Source organism: Collimonas sp. OK412 (assembly GCF_900112135.1).
Lineage (GTDB): Bacteria > Pseudomonadota > Gammaproteobacteria > Burkholderiales > Burkholderiaceae_D > Collimonas > Collimonas rhizosphaerae.
The window spans coordinates 193,300-211,226 of record NZ_FOLC01000001.1 but is presented as its reverse complement, the minus strand read 5'-3'; the positions used below and the strand labels follow the sequence as shown (position 1 = coordinate 211,226).

At 63.0% G+C, this 17,927-nt stretch carries 14 protein-coding genes and 1 tRNA gene; 8 read left to right on the top strand and 7 right to left on the bottom strand.

Annotated features, from left to right (window positions below; all coding sequences use genetic code 11):
* The first annotated feature begins 171 nt into the window (after nucleotides 1–171).
* Nucleotides 172–1,428, top strand: coding sequence for a DUF2863 family protein (locus tag BM062_RS00820; RefSeq protein ID WP_092392116.1), 1,257 nt, complete (start codon nucleotides 172–174; stop codon nucleotides 1,426–1,428).
* A 35-nt stretch (nucleotides 1,429–1,463) separates the two neighbouring features.
* Here BM062_RS00820 and BM062_RS00815 read toward each other — a convergent pair whose 3' ends face one another.
* Nucleotides 1,464–2,369, bottom strand: coding sequence for a LysR family transcriptional regulator (locus BM062_RS00815; protein ID WP_092392114.1), 906 nt, complete (start codon nucleotides 2,367–2,369; stop codon nucleotides 1,464–1,466).
* A gap of 135 nt (nucleotides 2,370–2,504) precedes the next feature.
* Here BM062_RS00815 and BM062_RS00810 point away from each other — a divergent pair, with 135 nt between their 5' ends.
* A complete protein-coding gene (locus tag BM062_RS00810) occupies nucleotides 2,505–3,377 on the top strand; it encodes a pirin family protein (protein ID WP_092392112.1) in 873 nt (290 codons plus the stop codon).
* Between the two features lie 77 nt (nucleotides 3,378–3,454).
* On the opposite strand, the gene BM062_RS00805 is transcribed toward BM062_RS00810, so the two are convergent.
* Complete coding sequence (locus tag BM062_RS00805) at nucleotides 3,455–4,576, bottom strand: M14 family metallopeptidase (RefSeq protein WP_092392110.1); 1,122 nt, start codon at nucleotides 4,574–4,576, stop codon at nucleotides 3,455–3,457.
* 170 nt (nucleotides 4,577–4,746) lie between these two features.
* On the opposite strand from BM062_RS00805, the gene BM062_RS00800 reads away from it, so the two are divergent.
* Nucleotides 4,747–4,823 (top strand) — tRNA-Pro (locus BM062_RS00800).
* Nucleotides 4,824–4,942: 119 nt separating this feature from the next.
* Here the strand turns inward: BM062_RS00800 and BM062_RS00795 are convergent.
* Nucleotides 4,943–5,386, bottom strand: a complete 444-nt coding sequence (locus BM062_RS00795) for a winged helix-turn-helix transcriptional regulator (RefSeq protein WP_092392108.1) — start codon at nucleotides 5,384–5,386, stop codon at nucleotides 4,943–4,945.
* 196 nt (nucleotides 5,387–5,582) lie between these two features.
* Between BM062_RS00795 and BM062_RS00790 the strand changes: the two genes are divergently transcribed.
* A complete protein-coding gene (locus tag BM062_RS00790; RefSeq protein ID WP_092392106.1) occupies nucleotides 5,583–6,506 on the top strand; it encodes an alpha/beta fold hydrolase in 924 nt (307 codons plus the stop codon).
* A 132-nt stretch (nucleotides 6,507–6,638) separates the two neighbouring features.
* Here BM062_RS00790 and BM062_RS00785 read toward each other — a convergent pair whose 3' ends face one another.
* Nucleotides 6,639–7,025, bottom strand: a complete 387-nt coding sequence (locus BM062_RS00785) for a winged helix-turn-helix transcriptional regulator (protein ID WP_092392104.1) — start codon at nucleotides 7,023–7,025, stop codon at nucleotides 6,639–6,641.
* A gap of 188 nt (nucleotides 7,026–7,213) precedes the next feature.
* On the opposite strand from BM062_RS00785, the gene BM062_RS00780 reads away from it, so the two are divergent.
* Together BM062_RS00780 and BM062_RS00775 are read left to right on the top strand one after the other, a co-directional pair.
* Complete coding sequence (locus tag BM062_RS00780; protein WP_092392102.1) at nucleotides 7,214–7,795, top strand: NADPH-dependent FMN reductase; 582 nt, start codon at nucleotides 7,214–7,216, stop codon at nucleotides 7,793–7,795.
* A 22-nt stretch (nucleotides 7,796–7,817) separates the two neighbouring features.
* Nucleotides 7,818–8,651, top strand: a complete 834-nt coding sequence (locus BM062_RS00775; RefSeq protein ID WP_092392100.1) for a pirin family protein — start codon at nucleotides 7,818–7,820, stop codon at nucleotides 8,649–8,651.
* A gap of 105 nt (nucleotides 8,652–8,756) precedes the next feature.
* On the opposite strand, the gene BM062_RS00770 is transcribed toward BM062_RS00775, so the two are convergent.
* A complete protein-coding gene (locus BM062_RS00770) occupies nucleotides 8,757–12,575 on the bottom strand; it encodes a M48 family metallopeptidase (protein WP_092392098.1) in 3,819 nt (1,272 codons plus the stop codon).
* Nucleotides 12,576–12,986: 411 nt separating this feature from the next.
* Entirely contained in the window at nucleotides 12,987–14,234 is a 1,248-nt protein-coding gene (locus tag BM062_RS00765) for a PQQ-dependent sugar dehydrogenase (protein ID WP_254784847.1), read from the bottom strand.
* On the opposite strand from BM062_RS00765, the gene BM062_RS25475 reads away from it, so the two are divergent.
* Together BM062_RS25475 and BM062_RS00760 are read left to right on the top strand one after the other, a co-directional pair.
* Nucleotides 14,225–14,377 (top strand): hypothetical protein, encoded by a 153-nt coding sequence (locus tag BM062_RS25475; protein WP_175500835.1) that lies wholly within the window; start codon nucleotides 14,225–14,227, stop codon nucleotides 14,375–14,377. The two genes, BM062_RS00765 and BM062_RS25475, sit on opposite strands and share 10 nt — an antisense overlap.
* A 333-nt stretch (nucleotides 14,378–14,710) precedes the next feature.
* The gene (locus BM062_RS00760; RefSeq protein ID WP_254784846.1) at nucleotides 14,711–16,207 is read left to right on the top strand and encodes a chitin-binding protein; all 1,497 of its coding nucleotides are present in this window, start codon (nucleotides 14,711–14,713) and stop codon (nucleotides 16,205–16,207) included.
* Nucleotides 16,208–16,216: 9 nt separating this feature from the next.
* On the opposite strand, the gene BM062_RS00755 is transcribed toward BM062_RS00760, so the two are convergent.
* Nucleotides 16,217–17,827: a gamma-glutamyltransferase family protein gene (locus BM062_RS00755; protein WP_092392694.1), complete on the bottom strand. Its 1,611-nt coding sequence runs from the start codon at nucleotides 17,825–17,827 to the stop codon at nucleotides 16,217–16,219.
* Between the last annotated feature and the right edge of the window lie 100 nt (nucleotides 17,828–17,927).

The following is a 17,927-nucleotide window of genomic DNA, read 5'->3' as shown; positions in this document are numbered from 1 at the left end:
CCCAGAAAAACTCACAGCAAGCGGTCGTAGGCCAGAAGGCAGCGCAGAACAGCGGAGCATATCCAGCGAGGATATGTGAGCATCTCGGTTGCCGGGCATTGGATGCGAGCATCCGCTACGGTCGCGCAGTAAGACATTGACTTTGTGTTGTCAGCCCTTACTCTATCCACTATGCGCCGTCCGTCAAAAAAACCTTCCCGTAAATCTTCCGCCGACAGCCATCGCCTGGCCGAGCTGGCGCAAGCATTGATACAAGCCTCCAGCCGTCTTGAGGAGCGCGCATGGGAACGCGAGATTGAAGCCTTGCTCAACAAGCATTTCAAGGCGCGCCACCAGGAACCCATCGACGGTGCGCTGGAACAGCTGTTCCCGGCCCAGCCCGACGCCTACGATGCCTTGATGGACGTGGTCGAAGCCTGCAGCGAATCGAGCACCATCGACTACCAGGGCCAGCAGTACGACTGCCTGCTGGTCGGCATCCCGCTGCTGGCATGGACCCGCTTTTCGATCGGTTCAGGACCGATTCCAAGCGACGTCATGCTGACCCTCGGCGCCCATCTGCACGCCCATATCCTGGCGCCGGAAGTCATGACCGCCATCGTGCCGACGCTGTATGCGATCGACCAGCTGCCGCGCAGCCACAGCGAAACCTTCGCCCTGCTGCAGCAGCTGTCGCACGCGGCGCTGACCGCGGCGCCGGTGCGCAGTCCCGCCGACCAGCCGCAGACCGCGCCGTTCCTGGCAGACACCCGCTACCTGCTGGCAGCACTGGTGGCGCCCAGCGGCATGCCGCTGTTCCGCTGGCAAATGATGCATGGCCAGGTCGGCCACATCGCCGCCGACAAGGAGCAGGCGCTGGAACAATGGCGCAACCAGGTCACGCCCAACATGACGCGCCTGCTGCCGGGCTGCGGCATCCAGCTGTTGCTGCCGGAAGCGTATTTCGCCGCCTGCCGCGAAGCCGACCTGCAGATCCGCCCCGCTTCCCTGCGCGCCGCCAGCTACTACCTGTCGCATACGCTCGACATCGCCTCCAAAGACCTGCACGCCAGCATCGGCCGTTTCAGCGAACAGCCGGAAAGCGGCCGGGTTGACGAGTACCGCATCGGCTTCTCGCTGGGCCAGACCAACGAAGTGATCTACGGTGTAGTGTGGCCGCTGTACGGCCCGGAAGAAGCCAACGAAGAAATCGTCAGCCGCGCCAGCGACAGCGACGCCGCCAGCGCCGAGCCGGAAACGCCGCTGGAACAGATCCTGAGCCTGCTGCGCGAATGCGGCATCGATGACATCCAGCGCCATGCAGAACTGTTTGCGATGGAATTTTGCGATGATTGCGGCACTCCGCTCTACCCGGACCGCGAAGGCGACCTGGTGCATCCGGAAATGCCTGACGACACGCCGCCCGGCGGCTCGGCGCACTTCCACTAAACCGGAAGCAATCCGCAACGCTCGTCCAGGCCGGCTTAGTCTTCTTTCAAAGCCTGGAAACGCTGCACCAGGTAATCGATCAAAGTCCGCACCAGCGGCAGCAGGCCGCGCCGCGACGGGAACACCACATGGATGATCTCAGGCCGCGGCCGCCAGTCGTCCAGCACATGCAGCAGCGTGCCTTGCGCCACCTGTTCGCGGATCATCATGGTCGGCAGCTGCACGATGCCGACGCCGGCCACCGCCGCCCGCAGCAAGGCCACCATGTCGCCGGTGACAAAACGCGGCGTGTGATGGATCGCGGCCTGGGCGCCGTCCGGCCCGTACAGGGTCCAGACATGGTTTTGCTGCGCCGTCCCCAGGCCCAGGCTCGGCCAGCTGCTCAGGTCGGCAGGCGACATCGGCAGCTGCCGGCTCTTCAGCAATAGCGGGCTGGCGACCAGGCACTGGCTGCGGTCAGCCAGCACCCGCAGCACCAGGTCGCTGTCGGGAATCGGCGGCGGCCGCACCCGGATCGCGATATCCACCGCTTCAGCAACGACATCGACCCGGCGGTTGGTCGCTTCCAGCAATACCGTCACGCGCGGATTGGCTGTCATGAAATCGGCCAGCATCACATCCACATGCGCATGCAGCAACGCCACCGGGCAAGTCAGCCGAACGACGCCGCGCGGCTCGCCGCGGGTCAGCTCGATGGCGTCCTGCGCGGCGTCGGCTTCCACCAGCATCGCCTTGCAATGTTCGTAATAAGACTGCCCGACTTCAGTCACGGAAAACTGCCGGGTGGTGCGCTGGACCAGCCGCACGCCCAGCCGCTCCTCGAGCAGCAGCAGGCGCCGGCTCAGCTTGGATTTCGGCATGCCCAGGGCCCGCCCTGCCGGTGCAAAACCGCCGTGGTCGACCACCTGGACGTAATAATAGAGATCGTTCAAATCCTGCATGGCAAGCCTTGCATAAATACCTCATCGTTCACCAAATAGGACGCTGATGACCGATTTTACATACTACCGCTCGCATTGTCCCTGTATTAATCTACTACCAGCAACAAATTTTGTTGCCTACACAAGGAGTCGTTCATGAAAAAAGTCCTCGGCGTCTACAGCGCACCTCGCCAACATTGGGTCGGCGACGGTTTTCCTGCTCGCTCGATGTTCTCTTACACCAGCCACGGCAAGCAGCTGAGCCCGTTCCTGCTGCTCGATTACGCCGGCCCTGCCGAGTTCCGCCCGGCCACTCGCCCACGCGGCGTCGGTTCGCATCCGCATCGCGGCTTCGAAACCGTGACGATCGTCTACAAGGGCGAAGTGGAGCACCGCGACTCGACCGGCCGCGGCGGCGTGATCGGTCCCGGCGACGTGCAATGGATGACCGCCGGCAGCGGCATCCTGCACCAGGAGTTCCACTCGGAAGCCTTCACCCGCTCCGGCGGCACGCTGGAAATGGTGCAGCTGTGGGTGAACCTGCCGGCCAAGGACAAGATGACGGCGCCCGGCTACCAAGCCATCGCCGACCGCGACATCCCGGCCGTGGCCCTGCCCGGCGGCGCCGGCAGCGTGCGCGTGATCGCCGGCGAGTTCGACGGCCAGGCAGGTCCGGCCCATACCTTCACGCCGATGAACGTGTGGGACATGCGCCTGAACCAGGGCGGCAGCACCAGGCTGTCGCTGCCCGCCGGCTGGCATTCGGCCCTGGTGGTGCTGCGCGGAACCGTGCTGGTCAACGGCGAAACCGTGGCGCGTGAAGCGCAAATGGTGTTGCTCGACAACGATGGCAACAGCGTCGATATCGAAGCCAACAACGACGCCGTGGTGCTGGTGCTGAGCGGCGAGCCGATCGATGAAGCGATCGTCGGCCATGGCCCGTTCGTCATGAACAGCCAGGAAGAAATCGCCCAGGCGATCGCCGACTTCAATAGCGGGCGCTTTGCGCGGATAGCTGAACCGGCCTGACAGCCGGCCGTTGCATGAAAAAAGCCGGGCATGTCTGACATGCCCGGCTTCTTTACAACGGAAAACAAGATTGCGAGTTATTCAAACGCCCGCAAGATCGGCTGCAGCACCACCTCGCCCAGGCGGGCGCTGCGCGCGCCATCCCAGCCGACCTGCGCATCCGGCAGGTTGACGTTGTCCTTGAACGGCAGCTCCAGGGTCAGCGACACGCACTTGAAGGTGTGGCCGATATATTTGGACGCCAGGGTCAGCACGTCGCTGCTGTACTTGCTCGCCGCATAACCGTATTCAGCCTGGAAATCCGGGCTGGCGCGCAGGAAATCATCGATGAATTTCTGCTGCTCCGCGCCCTGCTGCGGACTGAAGTCTTCCAGCATTTCCGATCCCGCCACAAACACGTACGGCAACGCCTCGTCGCCGTGCACGTCGAGGAACAGGTCGCAGCCGGTTTCATGGATCTTGTTCTTGACCGCATAGACCTCAGGGCTGCGCTCCAGCGACGGCGTCATCCACTCGCGGTTCAGGTTGGCGCCGGCAGCGTTGGTGCGCAGGTTGCCGCGCACCGAGCCGTCCGGGTTCATGTTCGGCACGATGTAGAACACCGCATGCTGCAATACCTTGGTCGCCAGCGGATTGGCGCTGTCCAGCAAGGCGTCGACCATGCCTTCGACAAACCATTCCGCCATGGTCTCGCCCGGATGCTGGCGAGCGATGACCCAGACTTTCTTGGCAGCGTCAGGATTGCCGATCACCAGCACATTCATGTCGCGGCCGTCGACCGTGCTGCCGATATCCAGCACGCGCGCCAGCGGCGACTGCTCGGCCTGCCCCAGCAGCGCCAGGTGGCGCTCCCAGGAGTACGGTTCAAAGTAGGCGTAATAGACGCTGTCGTAGTCCGGCGTATGGCTGATGGTCATGACCTGGCCGTCGAAGCTGGTCGGCACGCGGAACCAGTTTTCACGGTCGTAGCTGGCCACCGCCTGGTAATTTTCCCAGCCCTTGGGATAGGTCGTGGCGCCGGCGTTGAGGAAGCGGATGGTGCAGTCTTCATCGCGCGCGCCCTGCAGGCGGAAATAGAACCATTGGGTGAAATCCGCGTGCGAATCCTTGCGGATTTTCAATTCGATTTGCTGAGGACTATCCGCGCGCACCACTTCAATGGCGGCGGCGTCAAACTGCTGGCTGATTTTTATCGGCATAGGATTTTTTGGTGAGGATCGCCGCCCGGACCAGCACAGCGCCCGCCGGAAACGCAAGTTTCGGCAAGGAGCTGCGCAATCCGCCTGACAATCGGTGGGAAAATTTTATAAAATTTCTCTGTTCTCGGTGAGTAACAAAGCAACTAGCCCTGATATAATATCAGGCTTGTCGGGGCGTAGCGCAGCCTGGTAGCGTACATGCATGGGGTGCATGGGGTCGGAGGTTCGAATCCTCTCGCCCCGACCAATAAAATCAATGAGTTAGCGTGAGTATCCGCGAGCCGCTTAGAATGCCGTGTACATCCTGATGTACACGGCATTTTTATTTCGGCGGACAGTCCATGACCTGCCTGCCCATGTCCCCGATCATGAAAACTTCACCACCGTATCTTCCGGCCCCAGCAGGCGTCCATCGTGAGACCGCAGTTCCAGCCTGCGGACCGGCTGCCCGCGCTTGACATCGACCAGGCTCACATGGGCTTCGTCAGGATCGAAGAAATAATCTTCGCCCCATTGCCGCAAGGCCACCAGCAGCGGAAAAAGTCCTCGCCCCTTCTCGGTCAGCACGTACTCCTGGTAAGCGCTGCCGTCTGACGCCGGCACGGTTTCCAGGATGCCGTGCTCCACCAGGTTACGCAGCCGGGCAGACAAGATGTTCTTTGCCAGGCCCAGGTTTTTCTGGAATTCGCCAAAGCGCCGCAAGCCGTCGAAAGCATCGCGGACGATGAGCAGCGACCACCAGTCGCCGATCGCGTCCAGCGGCCTTGCGACCGGGCAGCTAGCCTCTTTGTGGCTGGTTCGCTTGACCATTGTGTATCTCTCTCTTCCTAGACAGTGACGCATAAACATGTGCGAATTTTATGGTTGCATAATAAAACCATGTCTGATATAAATCAACTGGTTTCAATATGAAACCAATGTGTGCGGAGATTCCGATGCCGCAGCACGCCTCATTTGAGACAGCCTGTTGAACTCCTCTCGCCAACGACTTTGAAAGAAATTCCCCATGACCCATCCCGACGACACTTTCAACGGCAGCTTCCCGTTCGCACCACACTTCACCGATGCCCCCGGTTTCCAGATGCACTATGTCGACGAGGGCCCGCGCGAGGCTGACGTGGTGCTTTGCCTTCACGGCGAACCGACCTGGGGTTACCTGTTCCGCCACCTGGTTCCAGTGCTGAGCAGCGCCCACCGGGTGATCGTCCCCGACCACATGGGTTTCGGCAAGAGCGCGACGCCGCAGCACCGCAGCTACTGGCTGCAGGATCACATCGACAACCTGGAACGCTTGGTCCTCGCGCTCGACCTGCGCAATATCACCCTCGTAATGCATGATTTCGGCGGCCCGGTCGGCATGGGCCTGGCTGCCAGGCATCCGGGACGCATCCTGCGCGTGGTCTCGGCCAATGGCCCGGTCCCGTTCGGCCAGGCGGATCTTTTCGAGCGGCTGACCGCGAATGCCGGCGCCTCGCCGTGGTTCCAGTGGATCGCAAAAGCCGAGCAGGATGGCAGCCTGGAACCGGTGTTGGGGCAGCTCGGCTTCAACATCTTGAGCACGCTGAAGCTGAACGGCTTCGAGGACCACGCCCTGATCACCGACACCTGGCTCTCCGCCTACGGATCGCGCTTCGCCAATTCGGCCGACTGCCTCGGCGTAATCGGCTGGGCCAAGGGTTTCGCCACCGGCATGCACCGCTTCGAGACGCCAGGCGCAGCTGCCGAACTTGCCATCCGCGCCAAGCCGGCGCTCGCCATCTGGGGAACGTCGGACCGCACGCTCCATGCGGAGCATTTCCTGCCGTTATTCAGCGAGCTGTTCCCGACGGCGCCAATCCATCTACTGGCCGGCGTCGGCCATTATTGCCTGGAGGATGCGCCGGACGAGATTGCCGCACTTATCCTGCAGTTCCTCCGGCAAACCGGCTGATCTCCTGGCATAGACTGGCTGGGCTGGTTCACTGCGGCGCTGGCGGCCGCAGTCCTTGTTTGCGCTTTTGCGTTTGTACGGGCATATATTTGCGAGCATGGGCCTGCGGCAGGCGGCCCGGCCTGCCTCACGCTATTCTTGCAAATCGGCCTTTTCATCAAACCCGGCACGCGCCTTGGTGATGTGCCCCACATGTCCTCGCGCCCACACGCCAAGCGGTTCGACAGCGCTCCATAAGGAACGCCCGAGGTCGGTCAGTTCATAGTCGACGCGCGGCGGGATTGTCGGGAACTGCGTCCGCGTCACCAGTCCGTCCCGCTCCAGTCCGCGTAGCGTAAGCGTGAGCATTCTTTGCGAAATGCCGCCCACGGCACGCTTGATTTCATTGAAACGTTTTGGCCCGTCGCCGAGCAGGACGATGATCAGCACGCTCCATTTATCGCCTACGCGCGCCAGTACGGAACTGATGGCGCGGCAATCTTCGCTCTTGTGATCGGGTAGTTTGACAGTCACTTGCATGTGCTCCGGTATCAGTCATGTGCCTTCTTGTGAAGCGTATCACCAGTACCTACAATAGTCCAGGTAACAGTTTTATACCAAGTCTAGCTTCTTTACCAAGCATGAGGCAATGGACTAGGAACAGCCCCGCTCCAGCGCCTGGTGGCGCAAGCAGGCCGTTTTTCCCAACTATCAGCAAGGAGCATCACATGACCATCATTTCCGTCATCATCGGCAGCACCCGCGAAGGCCGCTTTTCCGAAAAGCCTGCACACTGGATCGCAGATCAGCTCAGGCAGCGCGACGGCGTCGAAGCGCGGCTGCTGGACCTGCGCGACTTCCCGATGCCTTTCTTCGACCAGCCGGTGCCGCCGGCCATGCCGGGCCGCGCGCCGTACCCTGACGCAGTGGTCCAGAAATGGACCGCCGCCATTGCGCATTCGGACGGTTTCGTGTTCGTCACGCCTGAATACAACTACGGCACTTCAGCCGTGCTCAAGAACGCCATCGACTGGGTTTATCCGGAGTGGAACCGCAAGGCCGCGGCTTTCGTGAGCTACGGCGGCACTGCCGGCATACGCAGCGTCCAGCAGCTGCGCGAGACCGCGGTTGAACTGCAGCTGGCTCCGGTCCGCACTTCGGTGCACATCCCTGCCGCCACCCTGTGGGCGCATTTCCAGGGCGGCGATGTCAACGCCGGACTGGCCGGACTGGCGGAACCCGCCGGCAAAATGATCGACGACCTGCTGTGGTGGACTGCCGCCCTGAAGACTGCGCGCGCAAGCACATAACCCACAATTGCGAGGATAGAAAATGTCTCTCTCTGCTACTTACCCCGAAATCGCACCTGTCGCCGTGCGCCAGATTGCAAAACGTACCCGGGGACGGGCGCACGGCCCCATCACGCGCCTGGTCAGCCCATCCGACCTGGGCCAGCTCATCAAGCCATTCGTGTTCCTCGACTTGTTCGACTACGAAGGCCAGCCTTTCAAGCTCGGCTTGCATCCCCATTCCGGCATCGCCACCCTGACTTACATCGCGGAAGGCGCCGTCAGTTATATAGACCCGAACGGCTCCAGCGGCGTGCTGGCCGCCGGCGGCGTCGAATGGATGCAGGCCGGGCGCGGCATGTGGCACGGCGGCGGGCTCGACAAGCCGGGCCGGACGCGCGGCTTCCAGCTGTGGATAGCGTTGCCGCCGGAGCTTGAACTGGGGCCCACCATAAGCATCTACCAGGCAGCCGAAGACGTGCCGGCGCATGGCCCTGCGCGCGTGCTGCTCGGCAGCCATGGCGCCGCATCGAGCGCGATTCCCGCGCCGTCGCCGATCAACTACCTGGCGGTGCGCCTGAAAGCCGGCGAACGCTGGCGCTACCAGCCGCCGGCCGGCCACACGGTCCTGTGGAGCGCTGTCGCAGCGGGCGCCGTAGCGGTTCCCGACGAACTGCGGCATGGCGATTTCGCAGCATTCGAAACGTCGGATCAAGCGGTGGAGTTCGAGGCCCTGACCGATACCGAATTCGTCGTCGGCTCGGCGGCGCCGCACCGGCACGATCTTGTCCTCGGCTACTACTCGGTGCATACGACGCCAGCCGCGCTAAACAACGGCGAGGCGTATATAGAGGAAATCCGCGCCAGGCAGGGTTAAAAGCCAGGCAGCCGTAGCGGGAGCGGGAGCGGGAGCGGGAGCGGGAGCCGGAGCCGGCAAGTTCATTTTGCCGGCTCCGGCAAATCTTCGGCTAGCGTATTGCCTTCATCCGAAATAAGGACGCTCGGAGGCAAACAGCATGCAGCGCGCTCCCAGCTTCCAGTCAGCGGGGGCGCGCTCTCCGAGGACCGTGACGCCCATGGCATAAGCCGTCGCGCGCAGTTCCATCGGCAAGCCGTCCAGCTGCCCTTGGGCTTGTGCGACATTGGCGTCGCGCAGCGCATCCGCAAAACGCAGCATGCGCTCCTCAAGGCCGGCATTCTTGCGGCTCTGCTCCAGGCGGCTGAGCGCTCCGTGATATTGGCTGACATCTTTCCCTGCACGGATTGCCAGCGCCATCGCCGTGAATATGCTGGCCTCATCGGTATCCGAATCGAGCAGAGGCAAGGCAAGCGCCTGCGCCACCAACGCTCGAGGCGCGCCGCTGCTGGCGGCAGCAAGACGCAGCACGCGTGCTTCATGTTCGCTGCCCTTGGCTTTCGATACCGCGCTTTCCATGTGCCCAAGCGCCAGTTCGTGATACGCAGCCATCACATTGCCGCTGATGCCCTCGCCGGTTTCCAGCGCCAGCATGGTGCGCACGCTCGTCGAACTGCGCGCCAGGTCGGCTATATCGGCCCGCGGATTGCCCGATTGCATGCGCCTCAGGCGTGCAATATCAACGCTGATGACGTCTCTCAGCGCCGGCTCGTTTTTTGCCGCCAGCATCTTTGCCTTGCTGGCGTCCGCCCAGTTGCCTTTCTCCTCGGCGGTATAGCCCACTGCGTAGGCGAACCAGCCATGGCCGGGCCAGCGCCGATGGCCTTCGTCGAATCCAGCGTTCTTGGCGTCGGAATCCGGCATGCACCGCAGGGCGATGTAACGCAGGTCCGGGTTGTCAGGCGCAGCGGCGGAGAGCGAGGCCTGCTGCGCGCAGAAGCTTGCACGCGCGGCCGGTGCGATACTGTCCTGCAGCGTGCGCAAGGCAACGATATCGTGAGGATCATCCGCCATGCGCTGCCGCAAGATGCCGTCAAAACCAGGCTGCTCTGCTGCAAGGCTCAGCCAATGCATGAGATAGGGATCGTGAGGACTGCTCCAGCGCGCGCGGGTTGCGATTGTTTTTGGAATATCTGCGCGCGGCACCCAGCTCAGGGTTTGCGCCGGCGCCATGTCGCCGGCGCCGCTCAGCACGGTGCGCATGCCGCCGCCCGTGCTCTTGATCGAACTCGGCGGCTCTTCGAACAATACGTCTGCCGTCGAATGTCCCCAGCGCGTGACCCCTATGCTCTCTGGCGGCGGCGCTTGAAAGGCGCCGTACGCCGCAGTCCACTGGATCAGCGGGCTGGCCGCCGCAATATTGTAGAACGTGCCAGCCTGGCCATCGTTAATATCGCCCTCGAAACTCTCGACCAGGCGGCCCTGCTCATCGTGTGCTTCAACATGGTAGCTGCGGGCATGGGAAGCCTCTATCTTGCTCGATGCAAAAGCAGGAACGCTGACAGAGTGGCCGCCGATGCTGACTCGCACGGAACGCCCGAGCCCGTTGTAGATCGCAATGTCGGGCAAGGTCAGCGATGAGCCCGTCAGCAGCACGGCGCCGATGATCCCTCCGGCAACGGCAAAGCGCGCCAGCCCATGCCCCCACCCCTGCGCCGATTGAAAACGCTGCCACCATCCGGCCTTGATTGTCCGCGCCCGTTCATTGCCGGGAATCAGCGTGGCGCAATCCTTGGGCGCCTGGGCAGGCGCCGGCGCTTCCTCAGGCTCGGCATTTGTCCGCGCCCATCCGGCAACCGCCGCTTCGCTCTGCAGCAGCCTCTCCAGCGTGCACGAGGACAAGGCAACCAACGCCCCCAGCGTCTGGTTCAGCCAGCCGTCTACGACCCGCAGCCAGTCATTGATATTCTCCCGATGCGGCGGCCTCAGCCCGAGTTCGCCAAGCGCGCCTGCAAACGATTCTGCGCCAAGGCGCGGCGCGAACGAGGCGTCGAACACGACGGCAGCCGCATCTTCATATACTCGCGCGACGAGCTGGTACAGTTCGCTCGCCACCCGCACGATGCGGTCGGCGCCATCGTTGCCCACCTGGCGGACGCCGCCTGAGGTCTCGACCGAGATGACTTGCCGCAATGCCGCCTGGGCGTCGCGCAGGCAGGCATCGGTGTGGTCTGCGTAGTGCAGCAAGGTGATCAATCCTGTGAGGTACTCCTCCCAGCCGTGCCCGAGTTTGCGGGCTGCGGCAAGGTGCAGGGTGCGGCACAGGCGGTCATGGGCGCAGATCTTGTCCCGCGCCTGGGTCGCTTCCCGCCGCGATTCTTCTATGGCTTGCGGCAGCTCGCTGCGGCGCAGTTGCCGTCCGCGGTAACGAATCACGCCGTCGGCCGGCACGAACGCCTTGCTTTGCAAAGATTCCAGCAGCAGCACTTCCTTTTCAAGGTTGCGCAACTGCTCCAGGTCTTGCCCCAGCGATTCAGGATAGAGCGATTGCAGCTCGCTCGCATCGGCCTCACGCTGCAAATCGAACAGATCGCTCGCGTGCCTGGCCTCGCGCGTCACCGAGCGGCCTAGGTAGACGCCGCGGTAAGCGCGGTTGAAATATTCGCGGGAATACTGCTCGCCCAACCTGGCCAGGGATGCCTCGATCGGCGCGGGCTCATCCTCTTGCGCACCTGCCATACGCGCCGAGGCTTGTTCGCGCAAGGATTGCGCATCCTCGAAGATGGTCCACGCACTGCGGTCATCGGACGCGGCCGGCACATAATTGCGCTTGGCATTTTCTTCCCGCTCGTAGTTCAGCGGATGGGTCGCCCACATGCTTGGAGGCAGCGCGAAGTCGGCCTTGAACACGCGATGCGCCGGCGCGTTATCGGCCGGCAGCGGTGGATATTTTCCATAAAACGGATCGTCCAGCACTCGGGCGAACTGTTCGATGATGTTCGACTGGATCGCAAACACATCCTTGACGACGCGCTTGCCGGCCGCCTCGGAATGCGCGAACCGGACGGCCCGGTCCCAGGCGTCGTCGGCCGCTCCCAGGCGATGCAGGGCATGTATCAGGGTGTCGCTGCCGGTCAGTGAAACCGCCACCAGGTCGGCTTGCATTTCCATTTCACGCGCGAGCGCGCGCTGCGCCAGGACCACGCCGCGAAATCCGACGTCGATCACCGAGCGGATCGACCACACGATCACTCCCAGCACCCAGCCGATCCACGCAATGCGGAAATCGACGCGCGACAAACCTGCCAGGAAACTGTCGAGGGCGTCGCGCCTGGCAACGATGTGCGCGGCGATCTGCTGTGCCGTGTATACCCATCGCCCCACCGCCATCGAGCGCTGGGCAAAGTGGCCGAATTCGTGGGCGCATACCGCCTTGAGTTCGCCCAGCGACAGCACATTCACCAGCGCCAGCCCGATTTCGAGGTTTTTCTTCGAGGGAAAGATCAGGTTGAGGATGGACAAGTCGTAGAAGACAGCGGCGTTCACCCGCGCCGACAAGAACACCCGGTGCGGACGCGGCGCGCCTGCTTCGTCGGCAAGCCGGTAGAGGAACTCGAACAGGCGAGGCTGCTGTTCAGGCGTGACTTCGGGATCGTCAGTCTTGACGATCTGCCTGGTAAAGAAAAGCGCCTTGAGCATGAAGATGGCGAGGAACGCAGCGCATGCCCCGGCGACGAAACTCCAGAACGCATTCCTGCCATTCGTCACCGCATTTCCGATAAGCCGGTAGGCGGTAAGCCCGAACCAGCCGGCGAGGAAAAAATACAGCGCAATGAACAACGCAAGGCAGCCGACCGCTAGCCATGCCCGATTCTTGTATGCCTTGGTTGGTTTGGCAAGATCGCCCGGCACGCTCGCCGGACCTGCCGGATATATGTTTTCCATCCGCTCCCCTTGTTTTGCGGACGTAGCGCTCTGATAGCGGCGCCTGTCAGTCCACCCTGTCGATAAGATTCACGAGAATCGGATACGTTATTGAAAAACGGCCGGCTCGCTCATTGAAATATTATCATGACTTTGCACTGTGGCAACATCATTCTCAGGGCAGTTCCCGGGTCTCGGCGCCCGGCATGCGAGGAACCGCATCCAATGTCAAACGCCTGTCATATTGTTCCGTTAAGCTCTGTTCCAGCCTCACATGCGGCTGTATCGATATGTGAGTAGATTCGTCAATAGCTTTGTCACCATGCAGATAGCATGGGATGGCTAGAATCTCCTCACATATCGGTAAACCCAGCACGACAAATTAAGCCGGCGGCCTCAGCCGGATCAGAACCACGCCGCCGCCTGCACAGGCTAGCGTGTATCGGCAGCCAGCCGCACCAGCGTGCCGTTCCTGTCTTCCGTAATCACCACGCTGCCGTCATCCAGCGTCGCCAGTCCCACCGGCGCGCCCATCGGATGTTTACCGGCCAGGAAATTCCAGCCCGACACCAGCTCCTTCGGCTCACCCACCGGCTTATATGATGAATCCAGAGCCAGGCTGACCAGCCTGTGGCCGGCGGCGCGATAGCCGTGATAGCCGATGACCAGGCGGCCGGCCAGCGCCGGCATGGTCTTGCCGCTGTAGACCAGCATGCCGAGCGGCGCCGCATGCGGCGGCAACAGGCGGCTGGGGGCGGTCTTCTTGCTGCAGTCGAACTTCGGATATTCGGGGCTGGCCCTGAGCTGGTCGAAGCAATACGGCCAACCGTAATCGGCGCCTGCGGCCAGCCAGCTCAAGGTGTCGTGCGGCAGTTCGGCGTCAGGCAAGCTGGCATCGGCGACGGTGATGTTGTCGCGCGAATTGGTGGCGGCGATCAGCGTGCCGTCCGGGCTGAGCGCCAGCGCCACGCTGTTGCGCAAGCCGCGCGCATGGACCGGTATGGTGCGGGCGTCGAGCGCCGCCCCGGTCGCAGGCAGCCTGGCGTGCAGCACGCTGGCGCGCGGCGGCGTCTCGCCTATCTCGGGACAAGGGAAAGCCGCCTTGCCGGGCTGGTCTGGCTTGATCTCGCAATTGTCGGTAGCCGAGCCGACATTGATATACAGCGAACCGTCGGCGCCCAGCACCATCGCTGTCAGCGGATGGCGGCCGGTGCCAGGCAGGTTGGTCACGACATCTTGCATGCTGGCGGCAATATCCTTGGCCGCGGGATCGATGCGCACGATGCGGCCGAGCATGCTGACCAGCAGCCGTTTGTCCGGCGTCGCGATGATCGCGTTGGGCATGTTGAGCTTGCTCAGCAACACTTCCGGCTTGCCGCCCTGCTTCAGGTTCAGGCGCAGCAGGCGGCCGCGGTTGCTGGCCCAGCCGCCCATGTCCAGCACATAGATATCCTGGCCGATGGCAGCCACGCCGCGCACGAAACCAAGGTGTTCGGCAACCAGCCCCATGCACATGCCCTTGGCGACCTTGAGGTCGAGGCGCGGGAGACCGGCGCAGTCGCCCGAGGCCTGGTAAGTGCTTTGTGCGGAAGTGCTCCCGCTTGCGGTCCCGCTAACGGTCCCGCACACAAGCATGAACACCGCGCAAGACACCTTGCGCAGGAAAGGTAATGGTCGCATGGCTGTGGCTTTCAGTAATTGATCACGTCACGGATAAATATCCGCGATATTGCCACATTCCGGCGTCGATCATTGCTTTGCCTGCCCGCGGCCGGGCCGGCAAAAAAGATGAAAGAACCGTCATGCCGGCTAAGACCACATGATGCCGTCAGCGCAAGTGGTATGTCCCCGTCTGTACTGCGCCCGGGCCGGACAGGCCGCGAATGCCGCCGTTTGGCTCCGGCCCATTTTTCCCGAATATTGTTTCCTCATGGAAATATATGGATGCAAGGAGATTTTGCCAGCGATGTGAAACCAAAGCGCTTGCCCGGCTGGAATCGCACAGATCTTGAAGTGGTATGGTGCCGCAACGAGAATTTTTAAACCACTTGACGCTCATTTTTCGCAGCCGCATCCTCAGCCACAGCTTAGGGAGTGCGCGGACGCTGAACTTTGGCTCGCTCCTCTTGCATCATCCATTGATCGAGGAGAGAGACATGAGAACAACGCTATCCAACACCTTGCTGCTGAGCCTGGCCGGCGCCATGCTGGCCGCCTGCAGCGACGGCGGTTCGCCCGGCGTTGCCAGCGCAAGCCTGCAGCAGGTTTCAGCCAAGGCCAGCGCCCCGGCCTGCGCCGCCGCGTGGGTCGCCAGCGCCATCTACACCGGCGGCAACAGCGCCAGCTACGGCAACGTCAATTACACCGCCAACTGGTGGACACAGGGGAATAACCCGTCCACCGACAGCGGCCCGGCCGGCAGCGGAAAACCCTGGACTTCGGCCGGCGCCTGCGGCGACTCGGTGCCGCCGGTGACGCCGCCGCCTGTCACGCCGCCTCCTCCAGGCGCCACCACCGGAACCATCAATTTCCACCTGCTGCTGGGCGCCGGCTCGGCGCAGGACCAGCTGCTGCTGGACGGCGGCAACTACAATGACCTGATCATGTCGAACATCATCGCCGGCGTCATGTATGGCCATCTGCTGAAGCAATATTATCCCGGCATGCAGTTCCAGAAAGACTACCTGTACGGCTCGATCCTGGGCCAGCTGCTGCAGGAAAACATAGCGACCGGCCTGTACGTCAGCAGCGGCAACCTGATCGATCCGTCCCCCGACCAGCAGGCCGTGATGGGCACCGGCCAGGGCGGTCCGTACCAGATCAACAATTACGCTGCCGACATGGTGTCCGGTTCCTACGCGCCCGCCGGCCATTCGCTGATCAACTACGTCGCGCTCCAGAAAAACATCGGTTACACCATGGCCAACGCGGCCCAGCAGTACAGCAAGCCGACGCCGCCGTCGTTCAACAACAAGTACTACGGGCCGATGCTGACCGCGTATTTCCACTACAACGATTTTGTCGCCCTGATCGTTACCGGCAAAGGCACCGGCGGCTGGACCACGCCATGGCAGCCGGATTACGACAATGCGCTGGTCAATTTCACCAAGCTGCCGGACAATTTCCTGGACGTGCTGCTGAACGTCGCCTACAACCAAGGTTTCTACGGCACGCTGATGACCAGCTACAGCAAGCTGGCGGCAACCGCCACGGCGGCGACGGTGGCCAGCGTCAACGCCTACAGTTCGGTATGGGGCGCGACCGACACCTACAAGCAGTATCCGTATCAGGTGCGCTATTACCTGGACCAGCTGTATGACAACCCGATCCCGACCACCAGCGCCACCGCCTTCGCGACGCCGGCCAACCACGTCGCCTTCGCCATCCCGGCGCTGGGAACCGTGTTCTCCAATGTGTTCCAGACCCTGGCGTATGTGAACAGCGCCGGCCAGTCGGCCTATATTTCGGCGGCGCAGGCGCAGGCTGCGTTCAACAGCGCGCTGGCCACGGCCGGAGTCGCTGCCGGCGCGACGCTGGACTTGAGCAACGCCGCCAACCGCGCGCAAATCTTCACCGTCCTGGAAGGGGCCATCGGCAACCTGGAAACCAGCCTGAACACCAAGTTCAACGCCACCACCAACGTCCAGCTGTAACCCCGAGGTTCACCAGGCCGCCACGCAACCATCGGTGCGCGGCTCGGTGCCGCCGCACAGGACGCCGTGGCGGTCGCGCCAGATGATCTGGCCGCGGCCGAAACCGAGCTGGTTGGCCGACCACGATGCTTCGTGCCCGAGGCCGCGCAAGCCGCGGAACAGGTGTTCGGGATTGGTATGCTCGATGCTGACGTTGTTGCCGCTCTCCCATTCCCAGCGCGGAGCGTCCAGCGAGGATTGTGGATTGAGCGCGAAATCCACCGTATTCATGACCATCTGCACATGTCCCTGCGGCTGCATGAACGCGCCCATAACGCCGAACGGGCCGACCGCCCGGCCGTCTTTGCTCAGGAATCCGGGAATGATGGTGTGGTAAGGCCGCTTGCCCGGCGCCAGGCAATTCGGATGGGCGGCGTCGAGCGTGAAATTGTTGCCGCGGTTATGCAGGGCGATGCCGGTCCCCGGCACCACCAGCCCGGAACCGAAACCCATGTAATTGCTCTGGATGAAGGACACCATGTTGCCTTCATCGTCGGCGGTGCTCAGGTACACCGTGCCGCCGCGCGCCGGCTGGCCCGCCTGCGGCAGCACCGCGCGCGCCCCTATCAGCTTGCGCCGCTCGTCGGCATAAGCATCCGACAGCAAATCCTCGACCGCCACCCGCATGTAGCCGCTGTCGGCGATGTGCGCCAGGCCGTCGGCATAGGCCAGCTTGATGGCTTCGATCTGGCGGTGATAGGTCAGCAAGGTATCGCGTTCGCTGAAATCAAAACCTTTCAGGATATTCAAGGCCAGCAAAGCCACCAGGCCGTGGCCGTTGGGCGGGATTTCCCAGACCTGGTAGCCGCGGTAGCTGCTGCTGATCGGCGTCACCCATTGCGGCCGGTACGCCGCCAGGTCGGCGCTGTCGAGGTAGCCGCCGGCGGCTTGCACGCAGGCGGCGGTCCGTTCCGCCAGGGCGCCGCGATAGAAACTGGCGCAGTTGTCGGCGGCAATCGCGCGCAGCGTACCGGCATGGTCCGGCGCACGCCATGTTTCGCCGGCATGCGGCGCGCGGCCATCGATGCTGAAGGTATCGAACCAGGATTGGAAATGGCCATCCTTCAGCTCTTCCCGGAATAATTTGTAAGCCTGCTGCCAGGCGAACGCCACCATCGGCGATACCGGATAACCGTCTTGCGCCAGCGCGATGGCGCCCGCCATGGAATGCTGCAGCGGCAGCTTGCCGAAGCGCTCGGCCATGCTGGCCCATGCGCCCGGCGCGCCGGGCACGGTGACCGGCAAGCCGCCGTATTTCGGCATGCTCCGGTGGCCGGCGGCGTGCAGCTTGGCTAGCGTAGCCGCCTGCGGCGCCGCGCCGCTAGCGTTCAGGCCGTGCAGCTGGCCCTGGTGCCAGATCAGCGCAAAGGCGTCGCCGCCGATGCCGTTGGCGGTCGGCTCGACCACGGTCAGCGCTGCGGCGGCAGCGACTGCCGCATCGATCGCGTTGCCGCCGGCCTGCAGCACCGCCAGCCCGGCCTGCGCCGCCAGCGGCTGCGAGGTGGCGACCATGCCGCGCCTGGCGTAGACCGCGCTGCGGCGGGAAGCGTAAGGATAATGATTGGGATCGAAGGCGAACATGGATTCTCTCTTGTCGATAAAAACGGCAGTCCGGGCACAGATCGTGAACATACCATGCCACCGGCTTGGACCGGCGGCCGCGCGTCGGGAATGCCGGAAA